Annotated in this window: 20 protein-coding genes, 1 riboswitch and 1 other annotated feature; of the genes, 10 read left to right on the forward strand and 10 right to left on the reverse strand. The window is 44.8% G+C overall.

Annotation, left to right across the window (positions count from 1 at the left end):
* Nucleotides 1-11: 11 nt before the first annotated feature.
* Together ACPW7N_RS06005 and ACPW7N_RS06010 are read left to right on the forward strand one after the other, a co-directional pair.
* Nucleotides 12-692 (forward strand): response regulator transcription factor, encoded by a 681-nt coding sequence (locus ACPW7N_RS06005; RefSeq protein WP_425650125.1) that lies wholly within the window; start codon nt 12-14, stop codon nt 690-692.
* Nucleotides 689-2497: a sensor histidine kinase gene (locus ACPW7N_RS06010; protein WP_425650126.1), complete on the forward strand. Its 1809-nt coding sequence runs from the start codon at nt 689-691 to the stop codon at nt 2495-2497. The genes ACPW7N_RS06005 and ACPW7N_RS06010 overlap by 4 nt, the downstream gene beginning before the upstream one ends.
* Here ACPW7N_RS06010 and ACPW7N_RS06015 read toward each other — a convergent pair.
* Nucleotides 2484-3638: an MFS transporter gene (locus ACPW7N_RS06015; protein ID WP_425650127.1), complete on the reverse strand. Its 1155-nt coding sequence runs from the start codon at nt 3636-3638 to the stop codon at nt 2484-2486. The genes ACPW7N_RS06010 and ACPW7N_RS06015 overlap by 14 nt on opposite strands.
* 212 nt (nt 3639-3850) lie before the next feature.
* On the reverse strand, nt 3851-5455 hold the full coding sequence (locus ACPW7N_RS06020; protein ID WP_425650128.1) for a peptide chain release factor 3: 1605 nt from the start codon (nt 5453-5455) through the stop codon (nt 3851-3853).
* 174 nt (nt 5456-5629) lie between these two features.
* Between ACPW7N_RS06020 and ACPW7N_RS06025 the strand changes: the two genes are divergently transcribed.
* The 4 genes from ACPW7N_RS06025 (at nt 5630) to ACPW7N_RS06040 (ending at nt 9300) form a co-directional block, all read left to right on the forward strand.
* The gene (locus tag ACPW7N_RS06025) at nt 5630-7150 is read left to right on the forward strand and encodes a carboxypeptidase M32 (protein ID WP_425650129.1); all 1521 of its coding nucleotides are present in this window, start codon (nt 5630-5632) and stop codon (nt 7148-7150) included.
* A gap of 317 nt (nt 7151-7467) precedes the next feature.
* Complete coding sequence (locus tag ACPW7N_RS06030) at nt 7468-8007, forward strand: GNAT family N-acetyltransferase (RefSeq protein ID WP_425650130.1); 540 nt, start codon at nt 7468-7470, stop codon at nt 8005-8007.
* A gap of 86 nt (nt 8008-8093) precedes the next feature.
* On the forward strand, nt 8094-8432 hold the full coding sequence (locus tag ACPW7N_RS06035; protein WP_425650131.1) for a YmaF family protein: 339 nt from the start codon (nt 8094-8096) through the stop codon (nt 8430-8432).
* Nucleotides 8433-8595: 163 nt separating this feature from the next.
* Nucleotides 8596-9300 (forward strand): L,D-transpeptidase family protein, encoded by a 705-nt coding sequence (locus ACPW7N_RS06040; RefSeq protein WP_425650132.1) that lies wholly within the window; start codon nt 8596-8598, stop codon nt 9298-9300.
* 199 nt (nt 9301-9499) lie between these two features.
* On the opposite strand, the gene ACPW7N_RS06045 is transcribed toward ACPW7N_RS06040, so the two are convergent.
* The 4 genes from ACPW7N_RS06045 to ACPW7N_RS06060 all read right to left on the reverse strand — a co-directional run bounded on the left by ACPW7N_RS06045 (nt 9500) and on the right by ACPW7N_RS06060 (nt 17809).
* Nucleotides 9500-9589: a YjcZ family sporulation protein gene (locus tag ACPW7N_RS06045; protein WP_425650133.1), complete on the reverse strand. Its 90-nt coding sequence runs from the start codon at nt 9587-9589 to the stop codon at nt 9500-9502.
* Between the two features lie 141 nt (nt 9590-9730).
* Nucleotides 9731-11593, reverse strand: a complete 1863-nt coding sequence (locus ACPW7N_RS06050) for a bifunctional homocysteine S-methyltransferase/methylenetetrahydrofolate reductase (protein ID WP_425650134.1) — start codon at nt 11591-11593, stop codon at nt 9731-9733.
* A gap of 28 nt (nt 11594-11621) precedes the next feature.
* The gene (gene metH / locus ACPW7N_RS06055; RefSeq protein WP_425650135.1) at nt 11622-15080 is read right to left on the reverse strand and encodes a methionine synthase; all 3459 of its coding nucleotides are present in this window, start codon (nt 15078-15080) and stop codon (nt 11622-11624) included.
* A gap of 132 nt (nt 15081-15212) precedes the next feature.
* A riboswitch (SAM riboswitch) is annotated at nt 15213-15312 on the reverse strand.
* Between the two features lie 88 nt (nt 15313-15400).
* Nucleotides 15401-17809 (reverse strand): M6 family metalloprotease domain-containing protein, encoded by a 2409-nt coding sequence (locus tag ACPW7N_RS06060; protein WP_425650136.1) that lies wholly within the window; start codon nt 17807-17809, stop codon nt 15401-15403.
* 255 nt (nt 17810-18064) lie between these two features.
* Here ACPW7N_RS06060 and ACPW7N_RS06065 point away from each other — a divergent pair, with 255 nt between their 5' ends.
* From ACPW7N_RS06065 to ACPW7N_RS06080, 4 genes are all read left to right on the forward strand, one after another.
* Complete coding sequence (locus ACPW7N_RS06065) at nt 18065-18553, forward strand: hypothetical protein (protein ID WP_425650137.1); 489 nt, start codon at nt 18065-18067, stop codon at nt 18551-18553.
* 104 nt (nt 18554-18657) lie between these two features.
* Nucleotides 18658-18907: a binding site (T-box leader), on the forward strand.
* 44 nt (nt 18908-18951) lie between these two features.
* Nucleotides 18952-20670, forward strand: a complete 1719-nt coding sequence (gene argS, locus ACPW7N_RS06070) for an arginine--tRNA ligase (protein WP_425650138.1) — start codon at nt 18952-18954, stop codon at nt 20668-20670.
* A gap of 168 nt (nt 20671-20838) precedes the next feature.
* On the forward strand, nt 20839-22020 hold the full coding sequence (locus ACPW7N_RS06075) for a GGDEF domain-containing protein (RefSeq protein WP_425650139.1): 1182 nt from the start codon (nt 20839-20841) through the stop codon (nt 22018-22020).
* Nucleotides 22021-22112: 92 nt separating this feature from the next.
* Entirely contained in the window at nt 22113-22682 is a 570-nt protein-coding gene (locus ACPW7N_RS06080; protein ID WP_425650140.1) for an NAD(P)/FAD-dependent oxidoreductase, read from the forward strand.
* Nucleotides 22683-22722: 40 nt separating this feature from the next.
* Here the strand turns inward: ACPW7N_RS06080 and ACPW7N_RS06085 are convergent, their stop codons facing one another.
* From ACPW7N_RS06085 to ACPW7N_RS06100, 4 genes are all read right to left on the reverse strand, one after another.
* Nucleotides 22723-23196, reverse strand: coding sequence for a GyrI-like domain-containing protein (locus ACPW7N_RS06085; protein ID WP_425650141.1), 474 nt, complete (start codon nt 23194-23196; stop codon nt 22723-22725).
* Between the two features lie 9 nt (nt 23197-23205).
* Nucleotides 23206-23889, reverse strand: a complete 684-nt coding sequence (locus ACPW7N_RS06090; protein WP_425650142.1) for an MOSC domain-containing protein — start codon at nt 23887-23889, stop codon at nt 23206-23208.
* 6 nt (nt 23890-23895) lie between these two features.
* Entirely contained in the window at nt 23896-24291 is a 396-nt protein-coding gene (locus ACPW7N_RS06095) for a hypothetical protein (RefSeq protein ID WP_425650143.1), read from the reverse strand.
* Nucleotides 24292-24399: 108 nt separating this feature from the next.
* Entirely contained in the window at nt 24400-24714 is a 315-nt protein-coding gene (locus tag ACPW7N_RS06100; RefSeq protein WP_425650144.1) for a hypothetical protein, read from the reverse strand.
* Nucleotides 24715-24793: the final 79 nt, after the last annotated feature.

Raw genomic sequence — 24793 nt, forward strand, 5'->3', positions numbered from 1 at the left:
GAGGTGCCTAAATGAAAAAAAACATTCTGCTAGTAGAAGATGAAAGTTTGATGCGCGAAATTGTCTTAGACTATTTTAAGAAAGAACAATGGGCTGTGTTTGAGGCAGATAACGGGAAGTCCGCATTGGAGATGTTTAACGCTCATCGGATGGATCTTGTGATTCTCGATGTCATGGTACCGGAAGTTGATGGGTGGACTGTGTGCAAACGGATTCGCCGCAGCTCGGATGTTCCGATTATTTTTTTGACAGCCCGTTCTGAAGATGATGATAAATTAATGGGTTTTGAATTTGGTGCAGATGATTACGTAACCAAGCCATTTAGCCCGAAAGTACTGGTTGCACGATCCAAAATGCTGATGAAACGAGCAGAAGGCACCATCGGTAAGGAAGATGCTGTCCTGTCTTATGGGGACTTACAGATTCATGTACAGGCACACCAGATACTGATATCCGGACACGAAGTCGAATTGGCCCCAAAAGAGTATGAACTGTTGGTCTATTTAGTCAAAAATCGTGATTTCGTCCTCTCTCGTGAACACATTTTGAACCAGGTGTGGGGATATGATTTTGTCGGGGATGTACGGACAGTCGATTCTCATATCAAGAAGCTGCGCAAAAAACTGGGTACCATCGGGAACTACATCCATACCATCCGACAAGCAGGGTACAAGTTTAAGGAGGAGAAATGAAAAGAGGCAGTATCGTACTCAAATTATTCCTGCTAATCACTCTCTTCTTCGTTTGCTTTTACTCTGTTTCCACATTTGGACAGATGCTCTTTTTTGAACAATTTTATCAAAATCAGAAAGCTACACAACTGAAACAAAGTGTAGACACGTTTTTGGCTGACTATCGAGCAGGAAAATGGGATGAACAAACCATAACGGAAAAAATTGCCCAGGTAGGTATGGAATCAGGAACACAGATTGCCATTGTGGATAAAGACTCCTGGATCAAGCATATTAACACACTGGGTATCGAAGTACGGATGGAAAATGGCGAAATGGTCAAGGTCGCGTTCGATGACTACTCCCAGCTAAAATCACTTGCTGAGAGTAAAATTAATACAGGCATGGAAATAAGTATAGATGGATTCTATTACGACGAAAAAACAAGAATCTTCATCCCATATGAAATCCGTGAAAAAACAAGTAATCAGATAATTGTCTCTTGGAAAAACAACGATTCAAGTCCACTAGACAATTCCCAGAAGATAACAGGTACCGTGACCAATTTATTACTTCCTGACAATCAAAACATGCTCTATTTGTTCATGCAGGAAGGAATGATGTACGAAGCAGTATACGACTGGTTCAAACACTCGAAGGATCATACAGAAGAACTAAAACAGGGAAAGTCTGTCGAATATGAATGGATTGACTCACTGAGTGGGATTAAGAACCTGATTCACATCCAGCCTGTCGAACATAATGGAAAGACGGATGAATTTATCTTTGCTTTCACATCCTTGCAACCAGTTGGAGATGCCGTTGTTGCGATGAAATTGTATTTTGCCTATGTTTTTCTCGGTGCCATACTGCTCATCGTTGTCATATCGTATCTGTTCTCCAAAATGATCTCCAAGCCGTTGATCAAGCTGAATGAGGTTGCCTTACGCATGGCAAAACTGGATTTTTCCGCTCGATCGAATATCCATTCCCGTGATGAATTAGGCAGCCTATCGAACAGCCTGAATACACTCTCCAGCAATCTGGACCAAAGCTTGCAGCAATTGCAGAAAACGAATGAAAAATTGCAAGAAGAAATCGATCATAAAAGCCAGATAGAAAATATGCGCAAGGAATTCATATCCAGTGCTTCACACGAGTTGAAAACACCACTTGGCATTATCAGGGCCTATGCAGAGGGATTGAAAGATGGCGTGAATGAGTCCAAAATTGATCGATACACTCAAGTCATTCTGACTGAAGTAGAAAAAATGAATGATTTGGTTCAAGGGATGCTGGAATTGTCCAAGCTGGAATCAAAAACAAATGAACATAAAACAGAATCGTTCAATCTCCTTGCCCTGATTGAGGAAGTGATCGAAGCGTTAACCTTTCATCTCTCTGAAAAAGAGCTTCTGATCAATCTGGATATTTCTTCAGATCTTCGTGTTGACGCAGATCGCTCCAAAATTGAGCAGGTTCTGGTCAATCTGCTTTGTAATGCGATCAGGCATGCCAATCGACAAAGTGCGATTACCGTGAAGGCAGAGCCTCTATACGAAAATGTCCTCATCTCAGTGGAAAATCAGGGAGAACACATCCCGGAACATCTGTTGGCACGTGTCTGGGAAGAATTCTACCGTGTAGAGCAATCTCGTGATCGAAAATCTGGCGGAACCGGTCTTGGCCTTTCGATCGTCAAAAAGATTCTGGAATCGCATAAAAGTGCTTACGGGGTGGCCAATTCAGAACAAGGCGTTCTGTTTTCGTTTACACTTGCTCTTGCCCGTAACAACACAGCGGATGACTCGCCTACCTTGGAATAAGGTGGGCGTTTTTGTTGCGACGAATACTTTGCCCAAGCGACAAGATACAGGCGATGAATGCTAACAGAAAGGCAAGGAAAAATGAAGTATTCATCTGATCGATGTATCCCGACACGAGCGGGCTGATCATGGCGCCGACGGAAAGTACGGCAGAGAAAATACTGAATGCTACGCCATACGACTCCTTGGGCGAACGGGAGGCAAGAATGGTTGACATGGCCGGAAACAGAATTCCAAAGCTTATCCCGAGACAAAGCATGACGATGTACAAGGAAATGGGAATATCCAATGCAAGTGAATACATGACAAGACCTAAAAGAGTTAAGCCTGTCAGGCATCGAACAATAGGAGAAATGCGGTGCATCCAGAACATGCTGAGGATCACCAGTGAACCAACCCCCATGAGACTAAACAGGTTTCCCGTATCAAGCGGAGATAAATGATGTTTTTCCATAAGCAACGGAATTTCATAAAGAAGTGTGCCTTGTGCGTACAAGACAGTGAATCCGGCAAGATAAGCAAGAAACAATTCAGAGACTGGCAGTTTGGATGGTGATAGCCCCCTGGCAGTTGAGCTTCTGGTATGTGAGGGCTGAGCTGTCCGCAATTGGGTGAAAACCAATAAACAGGCAAAGATCATCACGAGGCCAAACAAATAAAAAGCTTGCTGATAACCAAAATGACCGGCAACCATTCCTCCGATTGCTGGCGAGATCATCGAGGCAATGGTCATGACGATTCCGTTCTTTGCCATCACACTGCCTTGCTCTTGCTCAGTCTTGCCCATTTCCCCCAGCATCGCAAAACAAGCTGGTGTCACAAATGCCATCACGAAACCAAACAAAAATCGAATGACGAGAAATGAGGAAATCTCTGTAACTACGCCTTGTAGTATCAACAAACCGCCAGCGATGAACAGCCCTGTACTAATAATAAGTGGTTTTCGATATTTATCCAGAAATGGACCAGCAATCAGGTTGCCGATTAAATTGCTCGTAGAATAGGCGCTCAATATCACCCCAATCATCATGGCAGATGCTCCCAATGATTTCACATAAGGAGATAACAGCGGCATCTGGGCATGCATATCGAATGAGGCGAGAAACATCACAAAAAACAATGTCAGCAATTGGCGATTCACATATCTCCACTCCTTTCTCTCCCATGTTATCGAGACAACCCTGGAAATATGTCAAGAAACCCACCCGACACAAGCTATCGCTGGCGGTCGACGAAACCGCAACATCCTGTTGCTTCGTCGACACTCGCACGTCCTATGCATCGTCGGTCGGGGCCCCAAATTTTTTAAAAAATGGCCACTGCCATGAGGACAGTGACCATTTAAACATCGTCTTATGAGTTTGTCGTTTTCAACCCAAGTGAGCTTTCGTGGAAAGTGATGGAAGGATATTTATCCTGTGCCATCCGAAGTTGGTATTCACTATCAAACAGCATAACCAGACGTCCATAGCGATCTCTCACTGTTTGACTGCGTCCTGCCAATGTGTCGAGCGTCGCCTTGTCTCCCTCGATCCAACGGGCAATCTGATAGGACATGCGTTGTAGCATGATATCTACACCATACTCCGCCTTTAGGCGATACTCCAGTACTTCAAACTGAAGCACACCGACCACACCCAGAATCAATTCTTCCATCGGATACGTACGGAATAACTGAACCGTACCCTCTTCGGTCAACTGCATGATTCCCTTCTGGAACTGCTTGTGCTTCATGGCATCCTTTACTGTCACCTTGGAGAAGAATTCCGGCGAGAAGTGCGGCATCTCTTCAAATTCAAACGGTTCTCCCAGACAGAGTGTATCGCCAATCTGGAAAATGCCTGGATCGTACAGACCTACTACGTCTCCTGCAAATGACTCTTCTACAATCGCCCGATCCTGCGCCATGAATTGCATCGGCTGAGCCAACTTAATCTCTTTGCCCAGACGAACGTGCTTAACAGCCATCCCCCGTTCAAAACGACCAGAACAAACTCGCATGAAAGCAACACGGTCACGATGGGCAGGGTTCATATTCGCCTGGATTTTAAAGATAAAGCCGGAGAATGGACGTTCATATGGATCAATCAATCCAATCGTACTCTTTTTCGGTGATGGAGGCGGAGCCATGTTCAGGAAGTTATCCAGGAACGTCTGCACACCGAAGTTGTTAATCGCACTTCCAAAGAAAACCGGAGTCAATTCACCATTTGCGATCAAATCCGGATTGAATTCGTCACCCGCTACATCTAACAGGGAGATTTCATCTTGCAATTGCTGCCATAAATCCTGGCTGATTCGCTCACCAATGACAGGGTCATCTGCGCCAGTAACCTCAACGAACTTGATCTCATCATGGTAGTTACCGTTCTCATACAATTCCACCCGAGACTTCACTCGATCGTACACACCACAAAAATGGTTCCCCATACCAATCGGCCAGTTCATCGGATACGAGCGGATGCCAAGCACGTTCTCCAGTTCCTCCAGGAGATCAAACGTCTCTTTCCCGTGACGGTCAAGTTTGTTAACGAATGTAAAAATCGGAATGCCTCGCATACGGCAAACTTTGAACAGTTTAATCGTCTGTGCCTCTACCCCCTTGGCAACGTCGATAATCATCACTGCTGCGTCGGCTGCCGTCAGGGTGCGGTACGTGTCTTCACTAAAATCTTCGTGTCCCGGTGTATCAAGAATATTAATGTGGTGACCCTTGTAAATGAAATCCATCGCACTTGAGGTAACGGAGATTCCACGCTTTTTCTCTATTTCCATCCAGTCTGAAGTGGCATGCTTGGAATTTTTGCGTCCTTTGACCATACCGGCTTCACGGATTGCTCCACCGAAATAAAGCAGTTTTTCTGTCATTGTCGTTTTACCCGCATCCGGGTGGGATATGATAGCAAATGTACGTCGTTTTGCTATTTCTTGTTCCCATTGTGGATTTGTTTGAGCCATATCATTTCTCCTATGTTGAAATAATCTCGTTATCTTTCATCAGTACGATTATACAGAGATTCCCGTTCAGACGAAAGCAGAAACATCTGAACTGGAATTTTTTTGTCCACCAGTTATAATAATCTGTAAGAAAAAAAGTTTTTATCGAAGAGATACCTTTAAAGGAGGCATCGTATGTCTACGGCAACACAAGAAAAACGCATCGCTCTTTTTCGTGAGTTTGTCAAGAAAGTGACCAGCTATAGACAGGCATTAGCTGTTTTGCATTGGGATATGAGAACACAGGCACCTCGCAAGGGCATGGATGCTCGTTCCGACATTATCGGCACACTTTCTGGTGAAGAATTCAGACTGGCAACGTCAAATGAAATGGAAGAGCACCTGGAGGCGTTAAGTGAGCCTGCTACCTTTGCTGCACTTGACCCGATCACCGCTGCCACAGTGAAGGAATGCAAAAAAGAATTCGATCGCAGCAAGAAATTGCCTGCGGAGAAGTATCAGGAATTCGTTGTCCTGACGACCCAAGCTGAGACGATTTGGGAAGACGCTCGCAAAAACAATGATTTCGCCAGCTTCCGTCCATATCTCGAGAAAATCATCGCCCTTCAGTTGGAGTTCATCGATTACTGGGGACATAACGGCGTAAAGTATGACACACTCCTCGATCTGTATGAACCTGGAATGAAGAGCGCCCAGCTAGATGATATTTTCCGAGTACTGCGTGAAAAAACAGTGCCGCTCGTAGCAGCAATTGCTGATTCACCCAATAAACCAGATACCCGTTTCTTCACCAAACACTTCCCTGTAGCAGAACAGGAAGCATTTAACCGTTTTATTCTGGAGCGAATTGGCTACGACTTCCAGGCAGGACGCCTCGACCGAAGTGCGCATCCGTTTGCCACCAGTTTTGCCCCGGGCGATGTGCGGATCACAACCCGCTTCAAAGCAGATGACTTCCGAGAGGCACTGTGGAGCAGTATCCACGAAGCAGGTCATGCCATTTATGAGCAAAACATCTCCAATGATCTGTTCGGTACACCGCTATGCGACGGCACTTCCATGGGTATCCACGAGTCCCAATCCCGCTTCTGGGAAAACATGATCGGACGAAGCATACCGTTCTGGAGCCACTTTTATCCTGACTTGACCAAAGCGTTCCCTGCTCAGTTCAGTGGTATCAGCCTCGATCAATTCTGGCGTGCGGTGAATGAAGTTTCTCCTTCGCTCATTCGTGTCGATGCAGATGAGCTTACCTACAATTTACATATCATGATTCGTTATGAGATCGAAAAAGGGCTGATTAACCAAACGATCGAAGTAGGCGATCTGCCAACGATCTGGAATGAAAAAATGAAAGAATATCTAGGGGTCGTTCCTGCGAATGATGCAGACGGTGTCCTCCAAGATGTTCATTGGGCTGGCGGCAGCTTTGGTTACTTCCCAACATATTCATTGGGCAATGTGTATGCTGCTCAGTTCGCCAATACGATGGAAAAAGAAATTCCGAACTACAATGACACGCTCCAATCAGGCAACTTTGCTCCTGTTCGTGACTGGTTAAAAGAAAAAATTCATCGTCACGGCAAAATGAAATCTCCGGGTGAGCTTGTTCAAGAAATTACTGGAGAGTCTGTGAACGCAACATATCTGGTTAATTATCTGGAGCAAAAAGCAAAAGAAGTTTATAAACTGTAATGAAAAATGCCAGTCGAAATACGGATTACCCGTTTCGGCTGGCTTTGGTTTTTTGCTATGGATAATCCTTGCGTAACAATTTCGTACGAACAAATGCAAAGTTTCCTTTTGACTGTGTAGGTCTTCTTGGTTGTGTGCTCATCATTGTACTATCCATATGCAAAAAGCGTCGTAACACTCCTTTGTCTCTGTAACTATTACTTTGCTATACTGGTTATGCTTGTTTAGCCTCTATTTATTAGGTGAAAGGACTGATTTATGCCAGGTAGGTTCATAGATTCCAATTCACCTAATTACATGGGAGGCTGATTTTATCCATGAGTCAAATTACAACTGAACGATTATTAGTAAGACCGATGCAACTCAATGACGCTCCCTATTTATTTGAATTTTGGTCTGATCCTATGGTCTCGAAACATATGAACATCGACTCATTTGTAGATGTTTCTCAGGCTCAACAGATGATTTTATTATTCGAGAAGCTTTGCACGGAAAATAAAGCAATCCGTTGGACAATTCTCTTGAGACATTCAAACGAGGTCATCGGGTCGTGTGGGTTTAATTATCTTGATTTCGAAAACGAACGAGCAGAAATTGGCTACGACCTTGGGTATCCCTATTGGGGGAATGGATATGCTTCTGAAGCAATTAAAGCTATCATTTCCTATGGCTTTGATAGTCTCCGTCTAAATAGAGTGGAAGCAAAAGTTGAACCTGAGAACCTCAACTCGATCAGGTTAATAAAAAAGTTACGATTCGTTGAAGAGGGAAAACTCAGACAATACGAAAAATCCAAAGGAGAATTTGTAGATCTGATCATGTTTTCCATGTTACGAACCGAATGGACCGAAGAATAACTCGATTTATTAGATGAATGGCCGTTTCAAAACACCTCAAAATCGCATGTAATAAGGCAAGAAGTCATGCAAAGGAGCGGTTCTGGGTGAAGGCAAAACACGGTCATTCGATAAACTTTGTAAGGCTTTCCGGTATTCCTGGTCATAAGCATGGTTATGACACGCCAACGACGGTTAATGATCGTCATCGTCATATAGTACGCGGAATCACAGGACCTCCACAAGGACCTGAAAATCAGCACGTCCATTACTATGAAGGCACCACTACATTTAATGATGGGCATGTGCATCGTTTCCGTGGTTGGACAGGGCGACCTATCCCCTTACCGAATGGAAACCATTACCACGAATTCGGTGGACAAACGACATTTGACGATGGACACATACACTATTATCGAGGTAATACTGGTGAAGCATTTGTTTAAAGTATATCTTTCAGATTAAGCCGGTCTGTTATTGACCGGTTTTTTTCATTTTCTCAATCGTTATATTCCTGAATTGCAAGCAGGCAATAATAAAATATGCGTAGGTGACACATCATAAATAATGTTTGGATAAGATAACTTTCAGAAAAAGTAGTGATAATTAATGAATCGAAATATACGACTTCTTCTCTTTCGAACCGTTGTGATATTCTTTCTAACTTTGATCTTTGTTCAAAATATCGGTTACAAGCCTGCTTATGCCAATCCAACATTGCCGATTGTAGTAAATCAGGGGATTTTTTCCATTGAGGTTTACCCTCTACAGCACCAATTAATTGTTCGGAAAAAGGGGCAAAAAATAAAGAGTTTTCCAGTCGCTGTCGGTAATCCGTCCACTCCTACACCTGTTGGTGAATACATAGTTGTATACAAAGGAAAAGATTGGGGGCGAGCTTTTGGCCCGCGCTGGTTAGGATTAAATGTCCCTTGGGGAATTTACGGTATTCACGGCACGAACAAACCAGATTCGATTGGACAGCACAAGAGTCATGGTTGTATCCGCATGCGCAACAATGATGTCATTGAATTATTTGATTTGATACCACTCGGATCCAAAGTTACGATTTTTGGGCATGTATTAGGAGACCCGAATCATAATCCAAGAGATTTAGCTGAGGGCGATGTTGGCGGAGATGTTCAACTGATTCAATCCCGTTTGAAAAGTGCCGGATACTTCAAAGGCATTTGTGATGGCAAATTTCGCTCAAATACAACTGCGGCCCTTAAAAAGTTTCAACGTGATCGTAAGTTGGCGACAAATGGTGTCGTTTCAATCAAGGTTTACCAAGAACTCGGATTGCTGGAATAAGGAACGAAGGAAGGACCTGTTTGTAAAATAGGCTATTATCTAGGGGCGTTTTCTTCTCCACAAAAGTACACTGTAATATAAAACTTTTGGAGGAGAAGAGCCGAACTTCTCGCTCAGCAGCAACATTTCCGATGATGTGTTGAACAAGCAGAAAGAGCGCTATTCACAGCGCTCTTTCTTCATCCATTGTCTTCTTCAATTAATCCTCAGCACCGACAATAACCAAGAGGATGAACAGAACCAAAATCAAAATGAAATCGTCGTTAAAGATTCCACCTGACACGAGCATTCCCTCCTTTCGATTGATACGTTGGCATTGTATTCAAGGAGGGGCTATTTCCGTGTTAGAGGATTTACCTATTTTGTTGTGATTAATGCAAACATCCTGTCCGCTCGTACCCGAAACATGCGAGATTGCTAACCCTGTCGATCAGCTTGTCAAAACGACACGGGAAGGAACCGTTTTTTGCTTAATGTACCGGGTCAACTCTACTGTCATCTGGTGATAGTGAAATGGGGTAATCAAGTAAATCCCATTAAAATAACGTGTCGCTACGTCCAACAATTCTTTCGCCATCAAGACACCTTCTTCTCTGGCTGCTTCTCCTTGCACATGCTTCATTCGCTCCAGCGCCATGGCAGACAATTTGATTCCCGGCACTTCGTTATGCAAAAACTCAGCGTTGCGAGAACTGGTTAACGGCATGATCCCTAAGAAGATAGGAATCGGGATGTGTTTGGTTTTTTCATAAATCAGTTCAATGGTTTCCGCATCGTAGACGGGCTGCGTCATAATGTAATCCGCCCCTGCCTCTACTTTGCGCTCAAGGCGTTGCACAGCCGCATCGATGTTTCGCACATGCGGATTAAATGCGGCGCCTACAATAAACTGTGCTTTCTGCTTCAACGGACGACCCGAGAAAGAGAATCCTTCGTTAAGTTGTTTGGTCATTCGGATCAGGTCAAATGAGGTGACATCAAATACGGAGCTTGCTCCCGGCAAATCGCCAAAACGGGAAGGGTCTCCCGTGATCACCAGGACCTGATCAATCCCTAGTGCATGCAATCCCATCAGGTGTGACTGCTGGCCGATCAGGTTTCGATCTCGACAAGCGATATGGACAAGCGGCTCAATTCCGAATTCATTTTTCATAATAGCTCCAAGCGCCATATTGCTCATCCGCACATTGGCGAGTGAATTATCCGCCATGGTGATAGCATCCACCCCTGCATGATGCAGTTCACAACAACCTTTGAGAAAATCTCCAATTTCTAAATCCTTTGGCGTATCGTATTCCACGATGATCGTGGGACGCTCTGCTACCAGTTCAACAATACTCGGCGCCTGACGAGGCAACACTTGATAAACGCTTGCTGGTTTACTTTCTTCAATCGTACTTGGATTCACCCGGGTGATCGGTGTCAGTCCTCTAAGCGCCTCAGCGATGGCTTCGATATGGGCAGGTGTAGTACCACAACAGCCACCGATGAGCCGAGCACCCTGTTCCCGCAAGCGAAGTGCACTCTCTCCGAAATATTCAGGAGATGATTTATACGCATATTCCCCGTCTGCCATCCCCAAGCGTCCCGCATTGGCAAAAACGGAAATTGAAACTTCTTCAGGGATAATCGATGATTCCAATGAGCGAAGCATCTCGGCAGGGCCCATGCGACAATTGAGACCAACGATATCTGCGCCCGCTTTTTGCAACTGATAGAACGCATCGGTAAGCGTATAGCCATCCCGCGTTCTGCCAACTTCGAGTGTAGCCAAATTGGCTAGAATCGGTTGGTCTGTCAAGGAGCGGACAATCTCCACCCCAAGCAGCAATTCTTCCAGATCGAGAAACGTTTCCAGAATGACTCCGTCCACTCCGGCATGCAGCAAAGCTACAGCCTGTTCTTCAAACTGGTCACGATACCCGTTCATCGACTGGTTTCTGACTCGTCCAGCGGTAATCGATCCGATACTACCAATCAGATAGGCATCATCGGGCAATATTTCCTTGGCAATTTCCACTGCGGCACGATTGATTCGTGATACTTTGTTCTCCAAGCCGTATCGGGACAGTGCGTCTCGATTGGCTCCAAACGTATTTGTTTCAAACAAGCGAGCACCTGCCTTGTAATAGGAGCGGTGCACTTCCTGTACCAACCCCGGATTGGTTAAACAAAGTTCTTCAAAACAGACACCTACTGGAACTCCCAGATGGTACAGTTGTGTTGCCATTGCTCCGTCTCCGACCAGGAGGTTTGTCTTGAGGTAGTCACGTAAATTCTCTTTTTTTGTCATGGTTTCTCTTCGCTCCCCCTTCTAGTGTCTACTCTTCGGAATCAGTCGCTGAAACAGCATTAAAATAGCGAGCTTCTGGATGGGCAAACACCATCGCTGTAACGGACGCTTCGGGGTCCATCATAAAGCCGTCTGTAAGCTGTACGCCAATTTCTTCGGGACGAAGGAGTGCAAACAACTTCTCCTGATCTTCCAGATTCGGACAAGCAGGATAGCCGAACGATACCCGGATGCCTTGGTATCTGGCACCGAATCGATCCTGCATGGTCATGTCTTGTGGATCGGGGAAGCCCCAGACATCTCTCATCACGTGATGCAAGCGTTCTGCAAAAGCTTCCGCAAGCTCCAGTGCCACAGCTTGCAGCACATGAGATTTTAGATAATCTCCCTTGTCTTTCCACTCGGAGGATTTTTCTCTGATTCCTTTGCCTGCTGTTACAGTCAGGAAGCCGACTGTATCCATTTCTCCGCTCTCGACAGGTCGGAGGAAGTCCGCCAGACAAAGGTACGGAGCTTGTGTCTGACGAGGGAAGCTAAACCGTTGAATTTCCTCCTGTGCATTGGCCGGGTTGTAAATCACAACATCGTTTCCGTCCGCCTGTGCCGGGAAGAACTGATACATGCCGTGTGCTTCGATTAAATTCTGCTCTCTTGCTTCCGCTAACAAATTCTCTACAACATCGTAGAGTTCCAATACTTTTTTATCTCCACTCTCCAGCAGCTTCTCAACATTTCCCCGAACGCCTAAGTGCTTGCCTAACAGCATCCGCAGGTTCAGGTAAGGCTGCAAATGGCTAATCGGATAGTTCCGAAGCACGTGTCGCTCATAATCCGGTGCAGTGAACAGAGTCGCTTTTCGGTTAATCTCCGATCTCACGACCTTTGGTTCAGCAGTTGTTTGCGTCGTTTCTCGGGAAATACCACTGGAAGCTTTCTGACGCTCTTCTTCCTGATGTTTGCGTATTTGCTCCAGCTCATCAGGATTCTGCAATTTGTTGGCGAGATCCAGACCATCCATCGCATCTTTGGCATACATGACGACACCTTCGTACTCAGGAGCAATCCGGTTGCTCGTGAACTTGCGAGTCAAAGCTGCCCCGCCGACTAGAATCGGAACGTCAATCCCTGCTGTGCGCAAATCCTGTGCCGTGATCACCATTTGTTGGGCTGACTTGACTAGCAAGCCAGACAGACCGATGGCATCGGGATTTTCACGTCTGCATGCCTCAATCAGTTGTTCTGGTGGAACCTTGATACCCAGATTGACGATCTCATACCCGTTGTTGGAAAGAATGATCTCTACCAGGTTTTTGCCGATATCATGGACATCCCCTTTGACGGTAGCTAGGATTATCTTGCCTTTTGCAGCAGACTCGGATTTTTCCATGAACGGCTCCAGATAAGCGACAGCCGCTTTCATGACTTCAGCACTCTGCAAAACTTCTGCAACAATCAATTGATTCCCGTTGAACAGTCTCCCTACCTCTTCCATACCTGCCATCAGCGGACCGTTGATGATTTCCAAGGGAGTATACTTTTTGCGAGCTTCTTCCAAATCCTGCGTTAATCCGTCTTTCGAGCCATCGATGACATACTGAGCCAATCGTTCTTCTAGCGTAAGGGTAGAGACTTCTTTTTTCTCTACAACCTTCTTTTGGCGATAAAATTCAGTGAACTCAGCTAATGTCTGATCATTTGTTTCGAATAACAGCGCTTCAGCAAGCTTTTTTTCGTCCTCGGAGATCGAAGCATACCGCTCCAATTTCTCCGAGTTAACGATGGCATAATCCAGTCCAGCCACAGTCGTATGGTACAAAAATACCGAATTCAGCACTTCACGACCTGCTGCTGGCAACCCGAATGAGATATTGGATATACCTAAGGTTGTTTTGCATGCTGGAAATGCTTCTTTGATCAGGCGGATACCCTCTACAGTCTCTCGGGCTGATCCAATATACTGTTCATCACCAGTACCTACCGGGAAAACCAGTGGGTCAAAAATAATATCTTGTGGCTTCACCCCAAACTGATTCACCAGCAAGTCGAAGGATCGCTTGGCTACTTCCAATTTGCGTTCACGAGTAACTGCCATTCCTTCTTCATCGATCGTCCCCACAACTACTGCCGCACCGTATTGATGAATCAACGGAACAACCTGCTCGAATCGTTCCAAACCGTCTTCCAGATTGATCGAGTTCAGGATTGCTTTTCCTTGCGAATAGGTTAATCCAAGTTCCATAACTTTCGGATCGGTGGAGTCGATCATCAAAGGTGCTTTGACCTTTTTCGAAACATATTGCAAGAACTGCTTCATGTCGTTGTACTCGTCCCGGTCTGGATCAGCAAGACAAATATCGATCACCTGCGCTCCTTTTCGTACCTGCGCACGAGCAATATCAGAGGCTTCCTCATATTGGACGCTGGTAATCAAATCACGAAATTTCTTCGAACCGATGACATTCGTTCTCTCCCCAATCAGGAGGGGGCGGTTGTCCTCTTCAATATAGACCGGATCAATCCCTGAAACTGCACTGATTTGTTTTTGCTCCACCTGACGTGGCTTGTAGTTTTTCAAAGTCTCTGCCATTGCCTGAACGTGCTCAGGTGTCGTACCACAACAGCCCCCAGCAATATTCAACCACCCTTGCTCAGCAAATCCAGCGAGTTTGGCTGCCAGTGCTTGCGGTGACTCATGATAATGACCATTCTCATCAGGCAGACCTGCGTTGGGATAGCAACTGATCTGACAGTTGGCCAAATCGGAAAGCGTACGGATGTGATCACGCATAAACTCTGGCCCTGTTGCACAGTTCAACCCGACAGAAACTGGTTTGAGATGCTCAATAGAAATATAAAATGCCTCAATATTCTGACCAGCCAACGTAGTACCCATCGGCTCAATCGTGCCGGAGATCATGACAGGAAGCTCAACCTGGAGCTCTTCAAATGCCTTGCGAATACCAATCCCACCTGCTTTGACATTCAAAGTGTCTTGAGCTGTTTCTAACAGCAATACATCTGCTCCACCCAAAATGAGTCCCTTGGTCTGGCGATAGTATGCTTCTACCAGTTCCTCGAAGGTAATGCCGCCAGTTAGTGAAAGCATTTTGGTCGTTGGACCCATCGAGCCTGCTACATACCGGGGCCATTCCTCCGTGGAGAAAGCATCTGCCGCTTCTTTGGCCAGCTTGGCTGCAGCGATATTTAACTCAATATCCTTTGCCTCTTGACCATACTCAGCCAATACCACATTCGTCGCTCCAAACGTATTGGTCTCGATAATGTCAGCACCTGCCACAAGATACTTCTCATGGATGGAACGAATGACATCCGGTCGAGTCAGATTGAGAATCTCATTACAGCCTTCCAGCTCTTCTCCGCCAAAATCCGCTTCTGTCAGGTTCGCTTGCTGAAGCATCGTACCCATTGCACCATCGAGAATTAGTATTTTGCGAGAAAGTTGTTCCGTAAAGGTTGGTTTTGCCATTCATCTTACCTACTTTCTATCGAGTCTCTCAGGTAACCCTGTTTTCTGAAATTGTAACCAGAAAAAAGAAAAATCCCCTTCTTGAAAGTCATAAGAAGAGGATTTGTGTCATGTAAGATCAACGGACATCCTCTCTTATCTTTCAAAGCAAATCGCTCTGCTGGAATTGGCACCTGCTAAACAGGTTGCCGAGGCTTCAAAGGGCCAGTCCCTCCACCTCTCTTGATAAGAGAAATCATTTGGAAACATATGAATTTGTTGTGTATCTTACCACTCATTTGGAACATTCGTCAACAAGCAATCTGCTTTTTTGTGGGCTTTCACCCATTTGTCACCGTTACTTGCACTCTCACGAACTTGGTTCCACTTTTTCCTGTTATAGTGGTCGTTCCTTTTGCTTTTGCTACGATCAGACCATTTTCTACCGAAGCTACTTGGGAGTTGGACGTTGTCCAAGTAATTGTGTCAGTGACATCGGCAGTGGAGCCATCTTCATAAGTTGCAGTAACCAGGATTTGCTTCTGCTCTTCTATTTTTAACGAGACTCTGGTTTGATCAGCCTGCAACTTGACAAGCTTTTTCGAGTCTGCCACCTTCAATGTAAATATCGCTTTTTTCGTTCCTAGCGTGGCAGTAATCGTTGTGGTTCCTGGTGCAAGAGCCGTGACAACTCCTTTATCTACACTGGCAATTTTGCTGTTTTTCACTGTCCATGTAACCTGCTCCGTTACATTCTCTGTCGTCTTGTCGCTGTAGGTTGCAGTTACCTGTAAGGAAACCGTTTCGTTCCCTTTGAGCGTGGCACTCTTCTTGTCGAGCTCAATTTTACTCACTGTCTTTATTTGAGCTTTTACCGTAACGGGTAATGTAACAGTTTTCCCCATATAGGAGACGCTGACTGTAACATTGCCCGGTTTTTTGGCAGTAATCGTTCCTTTGTTCAAGTCAATCAGGTTACTATTTTTGCTCCATGTCGCCTGACTTGTCACATCTTCCTTCGTTTTGTCCGAGTAAGTTGCAAAAGCTTGAACGGTTTGTGTCTCTCCCACCTGCAATGTCAAGGTATTCTGTGAAAGCTCCAAACCTTCCATCAAATTGGGCAGATCCAGTTTAACCTGCATTCTGCTGGCACTTGTATTTGTGGTACTAATGGCAATATTGGTTTTGGTGTTATTGTACAAGTCACTACTTGGTCTTGTCGCAGGGCTGAATATTGGAAATCTTGAGTTGAAATAATGATCGTATAAGACACCATACACTCTTTTGTCTAATTGACTATATCCGAGAATCGATTCATTTGCCTCTTCCAGATCGACACCTTTATGTTTTTCATCGTTATTGACTTTATTATAGTACCAAGTCTTGCGAAGCACATTTTCATCAATATGCCAAATCGCTACTCCACCGGTGCTGACATAATCTTGCAAACTGCTATCATATCCTTCAAATTGTCTGTTTTCCACTAAAAAGTATTGGTCAGGATCTGAGGTAGGAACTTTTATCATATTGTAGTTGTTTGTCCCAATTGAGAAAAGGGTGTACTCACCGCTTGAGGTTGCGATAGCAGGTTCAACGAATCCCAGCATCATTTTGGACCACGGATCAAAATGGGTTGGCATGCTACCCGAATAACCGGTGAGATACGCCCATGATCCTGATGCCATCAAACTGTGGATACCAAGCCCAGATGAAGAGCCGTCTCCATCATACAAGTCAGGCAAGCCCAGATCATGCCCTAACTCATGGGCAATAATCCCGATGGTTGCCATATGGTCATCCTGATACATTTTATCTCCTTGCACTTCACCAAACTGGGTGTAGCCGCCATCATAATCTCCATTTCCAAGCGTTACGCTGTCGAGAGTGACTGGTTTGCTCAGACTGCCCTTGTGTCCCCACGTATTCGGGGTGTTCGATGGATCGTAAGCCGCTTCGTAACCTGCAACAATCGTCATCACATGCAGTTCCTTTGCGGAAATAAAACCGTTTTTGTCAGTATCAAATGTTTTGAAATCGATGTATTGATCGGCAGCTTGCAAGGCATCCCTTACAATCATTTCATTCTTTACGCCTAGATCACCACCCGTGTTTGGATGTGGATAGGGAAGACGTACTCGAATGAAGCCGTCGTTCGTTGTTCCACCTTGTTCTTCTGCTGGTTTAAAGTAAAAATTGCCGCTCGAGTTTTCTTTATAATAATGATTCAGTGACCCTGGAGAGTCGTTAAAGAATACTCCTGGCCAACTGCTTTCTGGATAGCGCATGGATATATTGGAAAATTCAACAAGCAGCACAAGCAGTTTCTCGGGGGTCTTGTGAGTCTCCATCATTTCTCCCCTATTTTTGGAAGAAGTTTTCGTGAATGACTCTATCTTCTTGTTCTTCCATTCCTTACTTTGTTTTCTCACTTTTTCGCTACTGGCAGCATTTCGTGGAGTTTTATCAATGGCCACCTTCTCATCAAGAATTTTCAGTCCGCTACCGCTCACCTTGGCGTAATGCCAGTATCCATCCTCACCAAGCAAAATGACGTCCCCATCTTCTGTCTCGACCCAGTTGAACCATTCATCGCCAAATTGTGTTGCCGTGAAAGTCTCACCCGACGGTTGCTCATAATCCCTCGGGACAGATACAGCAGGTGCTGCTGCTGTGATGCTCGCCAAGCTAAAGCAGACGGCTACCACAACAAACAAAAAAAGCAAACTCTTCCCCCAACAATGGTTTCTCATTTCTCTACCTCTCATTCTACCTATTTCGATTGAATATATGATTTCTGAACAATATTTCTACAAATTAGTAAATGATTCCTGTTTAAGCTTGTCGAATCATACAAAATTTTCTAGTAATAGAGAATCTTGACACTAGCACTTGGGCAAGCTTGGGTTTACATGGCATCAGACATTGCCAGTATCAAACTTCTTTGATACGATCAAGCGGAACAGAATATCTCCTATAACAAACGCTAGTGAAAGGAGCGTAGTATCATGGATCATCCCCTTTCCGCAACCAGTCGCTCGGCAATGCTTGCTTCCATAGAAACAGTGAAAGAGCTTCACAAGACCGATTTTGAGACCTATCGGCTTGTCAAAGATAGCAATACTTCGCAACACTATATCCATTACTCGTTTTACCATATCAAGCTGTCAGAGGGCGGCGTACGGGAGGAATACGATTATTTCCTGCCTCTTGATGAAGATGACGTCCTCTCCATTGTCTTGGGTGAACAGCCTTATCTCTATCCCGATCATTGGAAAACCACCTATTTGCGAAGCGGAACTGATGACCGACTTGTCCCTTTTCATCTCGATGCGGAAGATGAACTGCAAAAAGATATTGAAGAGGAAATGGCAATTTTTGAAGCTCTGCAACGGTATAAGCAAGCATTCGAAAATGCCGAGAATAAAGATGCATTGACCAAAGACCTGTTCATGGAACTGGACGCCAATCGCCAAAATCGCAACAAGAAATCCTGATCACTCCCCCTCTTCGATTCTTCAATTGGATGATTGGTCGGTTGCACAGGACTGTCAGATTGGTTATAATAATGTTCAAGAATTTCGTACTCTTAACTGGATATACAGGATCGATGATGAGGAGAGTATTCTTTCGTACAACCCAAGCGAGTCAGGGATGGTGGAAGCCTGATGGTATGACGATCGATGAAGCGCACCTCGTAGATGCTTGCTTGAAGGTCTCCCCTTCTGATGGGTAGATTGCGTAGAGCAAGCCGGGTAAGCCCGTTACAGCATCAAGCAGGCTATTGTTCTTAGACAAACGATAGCAATAAGAGTGGTACCGCGGGAGTCAATGATCCTCTCGTCTCTTTTTAGAGGCGAGGGGTTTTTATTTTTTGTTAAAGGGTGGATAGATGATGAGCACGAGTTACGAACAGGTTGTAGCAGCGAAAATCTCGGCTGCACTCACTGAATTAGGTGTTGAGGATTTTCCTCAGGAAAAAATTGAATCAATGCTGGAAACACCTCCAAATCCAGCTATGGGCGATATTGCTTTCCCATGCTTCCAATTGGCTAAAGCATTGCGCAAAGCTCCACCGATGATCGCAGGTGACATCGCTAGCAAGATTACTGGCCATCCGTTAAAAGACGTCCAAGTGGCTGGTCCGTATGTGAACTTCTACCTGGATCGTCAAAGCGTCAGCACAGAAGTGATCGACACAATCAACTCCCAAGGAAGCACTTATGGCAGCAGCAACGTCGGCGCAGGACGCAACGTTCCGATCGACCTCTCTTCTCCAAACATTGCAAAGCCTTTCTCGATGGGACACCTCCGCTCTACCGTTATCGGGAATGCGATTGCCAATATCTTGGAAAAAAGCGGGTACAACCCTGTTCGCATCAACCATCTTGGCGATTGGGGAACACAATTCGGGAAGCTGATCGTTGCCTACAAAAAATGGGGCAATGAAGAAAAAGTAAAGGCAGAACCAATCAAGGAGCTGCTCCAACTCTACATTCAATTCCACGAAGAAGCCGAAAAAGACCCTGCTCTGGAAGATCAAGGTCGTGAGTGGTTCAAACGCATGGAAGACGGTGACCAAGAAGCTCATCAGTTGTGGCAATGGTTCCGTGATGAGTCACTGAAGGAATTTAAGAAAATTTATGACCTGATGGGTGTTTCCTTTGACTCCTTCCACGGAGAAGCTTTCTACAATGACAAGATGGATCATGTCGTTGAACTGCTGGAGTCCAAGGGCTTGCTTACTGAATCGGAAGGTGCAATGGTCGTAAACCTCGATGAATTCGATATGCCGCCATGCCTGATCAAGAAGTCTGATGGAGCTACCCTGTACGCGACTCGTGACTTGGCTGCCGCTCTGTATCGCAATGAACAGTACGACTTTGCCAAAGCTCTTTACGTGGTCGGTGGCGAACAACGTCTTCACTTCCAACAGCTTTACAAAGTGCTGCAAAAGGCAGGCTTTGACTGGGCATATGAAATGTACCACATCCCATTCGGCATGATGTTAAAAGACGGCAAAAAAATGTCTACACGCAAAGGGAAAGTTGTTCTTCTCGAAGAAGTGCTTGCTCAAGCAATTGAGGATGTCTCCAAAGTCATTGAAGAGAAAAACCCTTCTCTGCCGAATAAAGAATCAGTTGCTCGTCAGGTTGGCGTAGGCGCAGTCATTTTCCACGACTTGAAAAACTACCGCCTGAATGACATTAACTTCTCTTGGGAGGAAATGCTTACCTTTGAAGGCGAAACAGGTCCGTATGTGCAATACAGTCATGCTCGTGCCTGCTCACTCCTGCGCAAAGGCAACTACCAGGGCGGTCAAGTAAATCTGACACCGGATGCTCTGGATTCTTCCGAAGCGTGGGCAGTAGTAACACTTTTGATTAACTTCCCGGAAACAATAGCACGGGCGAGAGATGAATTTGATCCGTCTCAAATCGGTAAATATGTGGTCGATTTGGCACAGGCCTTTAACAAGTTCTATGCCAATGTGCGTATCCTCGCTGAAGATGAAGCAGTAAAAACAGCCCGTCTCCATCTCGTAGCAGCGGTCGTTGTTGTTCTCAAGGAAGGTCTCCGGTTGCTCGGTCTGCAGGCTCCTGAAGAAATGTAACATCAAAAAAACCAGTCCAAGACACGGTATTAACGTGCGGGACTGGTTTTTTCAACTAATTGTTATTTAAATATTCTTGTTAAATAAAAATATAGATAATGTATATGATCCCGACTTTTGCTATACTCAGTTTGATTTGGATTTTTTTAGTAGGAATGGTGACCCGATATGGACTTATTGCTTGATATGAAAACGATCTTTATTACCCTTGTAGTGGGACATCTGTTTACGGTGATCCTGATTAGTGCGTATTGGCGTCACCACCAGAAAGATACAACCATTAATACTTTCTTTATTGCAAAATGTGTACAAGCAATTGCGTGGTTTTTTTTGACCCTTCGTAATGGGATTCCCGACGTTCTCACCATATCGATAGCAAATTCATTATTATTTATTGGTGCTTCCCTGGAAATAATAGCTGTGTTAATGCTTCAACACGCATTTACAGTGAGACTCAAGAAGGTTTATATATTGCTGACAATCTGTAATATTGTTGGATTTCATCTCATTCTTTTCTTTTATAACTTCGAAAGTGTAAGGATCGCCTTCGCCTCTGTTGGCGTTGCGGTATTAGTCATTATTCCTGCATGGAGGATGGTCAGAGAAAAAACAGCGTCCATGCTAATGAAAATCATCGGCTACCTCTACCTATTTGTCATCGTATCCCTTTTCGGCAGAGCAGTTGTAGCCCTGTTTTTAAACCAATCAATGGGACTGTTTACCCCTGGTATCTATCAGACACTCTCTTTTTTGGCCCTTTATCTTGTGATGATGCAGGGTAATACTGGTTTCGTCCTGCTTTTAAAAGAACAAGTAGACCAAGAGTTGCTTCGACTGGCTAGCTATGACGACTTGACTGGTACTTTAAACCGTAGGACATTTATTTTCCGTGCAAAGCAATGCATCCGTGAGAACGCCAGGAAACAGAAACCTGTCACTCTGCTGCTTTTTGATGTCGATTATTTCAAAAAAATCAATGATACATATGGTCATGATATTGGTGACCGTGTTCTTCAGTCCCTCTCAGAAAAAATCATTCATCATCTCGGTACAGAGAATTTGTTTGGTCGATATGGTGGTGATGAGTTTGCGATCCTGTTGCCAGGAATAGATGAGATCGAAGCTACCGAATGTGCGGAACAAATCAGGCAATTGGCAGGCTCTTTACATGTTCAAGGAATTTCAGTGCCCTATACGCTCAGTCTGGGTATCCTCACCGTTGTTCCTGATCAACAGACACAATTGGAGTCGCTGTACATCTCTTGTGACAAGGCGTTGTATGGAGCCAAAAAGAACGGGCGAAACTGCGTGTATCAAGTCCCAGCAGAAAGTGCAAAAATTGTATTCTAATTTGACTTTTTAAACATATCCTTTTATTATGTATATATATTTGTTTTCATGAAAATTTTGCTACATTACCATAACAAAAAGGAGTGCTGAATATGTACGATATTGCCATTGTTGGGGCAGGGCCAGCCGGGTCAAGTGCTGCACTTTTTACTGCAAAAGCTGGGAAGAAGACATTGGTTATAGATAGCGACAAGAGCATGACCAAACGAGCTTGGCTTGAAAATCACTATGGTGTTGAGGAAATCACCGGGCCCGATCTGGTTGAAATAGGAAAGAAACAAGCAATTAAATTTGGAGCAGAATACATTTCTGACTCAGTTACCAACATTACAATTAAAGATTCTGGATTTGTGATAGAAACAGAAAATCAAACCTATGAAGCAAATCAGGTCATTTTGGCTACGGGAATAGCTGTTGATCTTGCTGAAAAAATTGGCGTAAAAACAAAAGGCGGATCAGAGCCACGGATCAAAACCGTGATCGATGTAGATAGCCACGGGGCAACCAATGTGGATGGAATTTGGGCTGCTGGTACTGTAGCCGGAGTAAGTGTACATACCATCATCACGGCTGGCGACGGCGCAAAGGTTGCGATCAATGTAATTAGCAAGCTGAATGGTGAACGCTATGTTGACCATGATGTGTTGAAACCGAAAGAATAGGCTATATTATGAAAAAGAGTAGGCACCTCATAGAGGCGGCCTACTCTTTTCGTATTGGGATCATAATAGTCAATTCAGGGGTGTCTGTCAGTGGATTGTATGTCCCAGGATACATTTCCAGGTGGTTAATGTGCTGATCCTCCTGCTGATATCCCTGCTCTTTGATCCATTCAAACACCCGCTGATAGGACTGAAAGACTTCTTCTCCTGTCGGGTGTATCGCTTTGGCATACAATTGTACTGGAACGGTGATGTGTGACATGCCCTCAGGCAATGGAAATTGATCAACATGCTCTACTTCAATGCCGACCGTATACGTAAAGGATGTTTGCGTCATGTACTGGGTAATCCCCAAAATAGTCGAAGGGTCGATACGATTCAAGATTTGATCTTGACGCTCTCTTACCTGCTGCATTACTTGTCGTATCTCACCTGCACCAGCCTGTTCAAATGTTCCCTGCCACGTCAACCCTACCAACTGGAATGCTGATTTGTCAACGATTTGAATTTCCATTCGACCCGCTCACTCGCTTCCTTTCAATCTGTGTGCCGTGTCTACTTCCAAGCCTTCCAGTCGCTTGTTCAGCGTATTCCGCCAGCTTGTTGACAACCCTTCTACTGCCAAAATCTGTTCTGCACCTGCTCGATTTTTTTTGTCATGATGCATGATTTGATTGGCAAATTCCACTGTGATTCCATGTGGATCACGCTCAAGCAACCGAATATCAGAATCTGTAGTTACATTGCCTTCCTGTAGAACACGAAAATAATAGCCGGTAAACATCGTATCTTGCACTCGAACAGGCAAATCTGAAACGTTGTATTTTTTAGCCAACTTATGACACGGTTGACGAGGTTGGGACACTTGCACAACTGCCTCGCCCAGTTGAAATTTATCACCGATACAGACATCTTTCTCCAACAGTCCACTCACTGTGAGATTTTCTCCGAATGCAGCGAACCCAAGCGCTCGATTCAAATTCTGCTCCCAGTACGGATAATGTTCATGCGGATAGACGCAGATGGCCTTGTCTACACCGCCATGAAACTGTAAATCAGCCTGTGCATCTCCGTCGAAATTGAGTGAAGATAAAAAAATCGGACCCTGTACGGGAGCCTTGGTGATTCCCGTCAAGATTTCTCCTCCTTCATAGGTCAAGAGCTGGGGAAGCCCTACATTAAGGGAGATAATTTTACCTTGCAACATAATACCCTATTCTCCTTTCGGTTGCTTGCCGAACCAGGTTTGACCGACAAGCCGAACCACTTGCTTCGACAATGATTTTTCTTCTCCTACCGTTTCTCCCGCTTCGTTTACCCAACGATAAAGAAGGGATGTGTCGTCGCCCGGATCAGACTTGGTTTGCAGGGTAAGCTCACCTTGTTTGCCTGCTTCCTTCCATTCTTCAATCATTAATTCGTATTCATCTAACGCCAATTCGATGTATTCACCGTCTGGCAAGTCAATCACAGCATATCCGTCATGTTCAATTTCAGCTTCGTATGTATGACCATTGGCTTTCTCGTACATGGCCAACTCGTTTTTGTCATTCAGGTTTTCTTCAATTTTGCTTAAATCTCGGATTGTAACTTTTACCAGTTTTTTCATATCGTATCGCCTCCTTCTCTACTCTAGCATGTTGAATGATCAGATGCCAGTTCACAGTGTCAAAAACAGAAAGCTGCCCTCTGTTTATCATTCAGGGGCAGCCTCTGCTCACTCTTCTTTCAATCGCATGACACTGTATTGATCACGTACGACAGTAACGTTTTCGTTTTCTTGCGTCATTGCCAATTTATTCATGATATCCTGGAGGACGGAAGCGAAAACTAGGGTGAGAACGCCTGTATTCATCGGCGTCTTGCTGTATACACCGACCATTTCGTACCCCATTCGTTTAAATTTCTCTGGATTATTTTCCTCCATAACTTCACAAAGCTCTGCGATTAGTTCCTGTAGCACTTTGTTTGCTTTTTCGTATACATCAACCTCTGTTGTAGCTTGCAGGTTACTTGTTACATCCGTTTCCATTGTATCCCCCCAATCTACAGCTTATCCCTATTGTGAGCAGTTAAAGGATACTTATGCCCCTGTGCGTACTTTTGCTCCA

This window comes from Brevibacillus nigriterrae (assembly GCF_049846925.1).
GTDB lineage: Bacteria > Bacillota > Bacilli > Brevibacillales > Brevibacillaceae > Brevibacillus_H.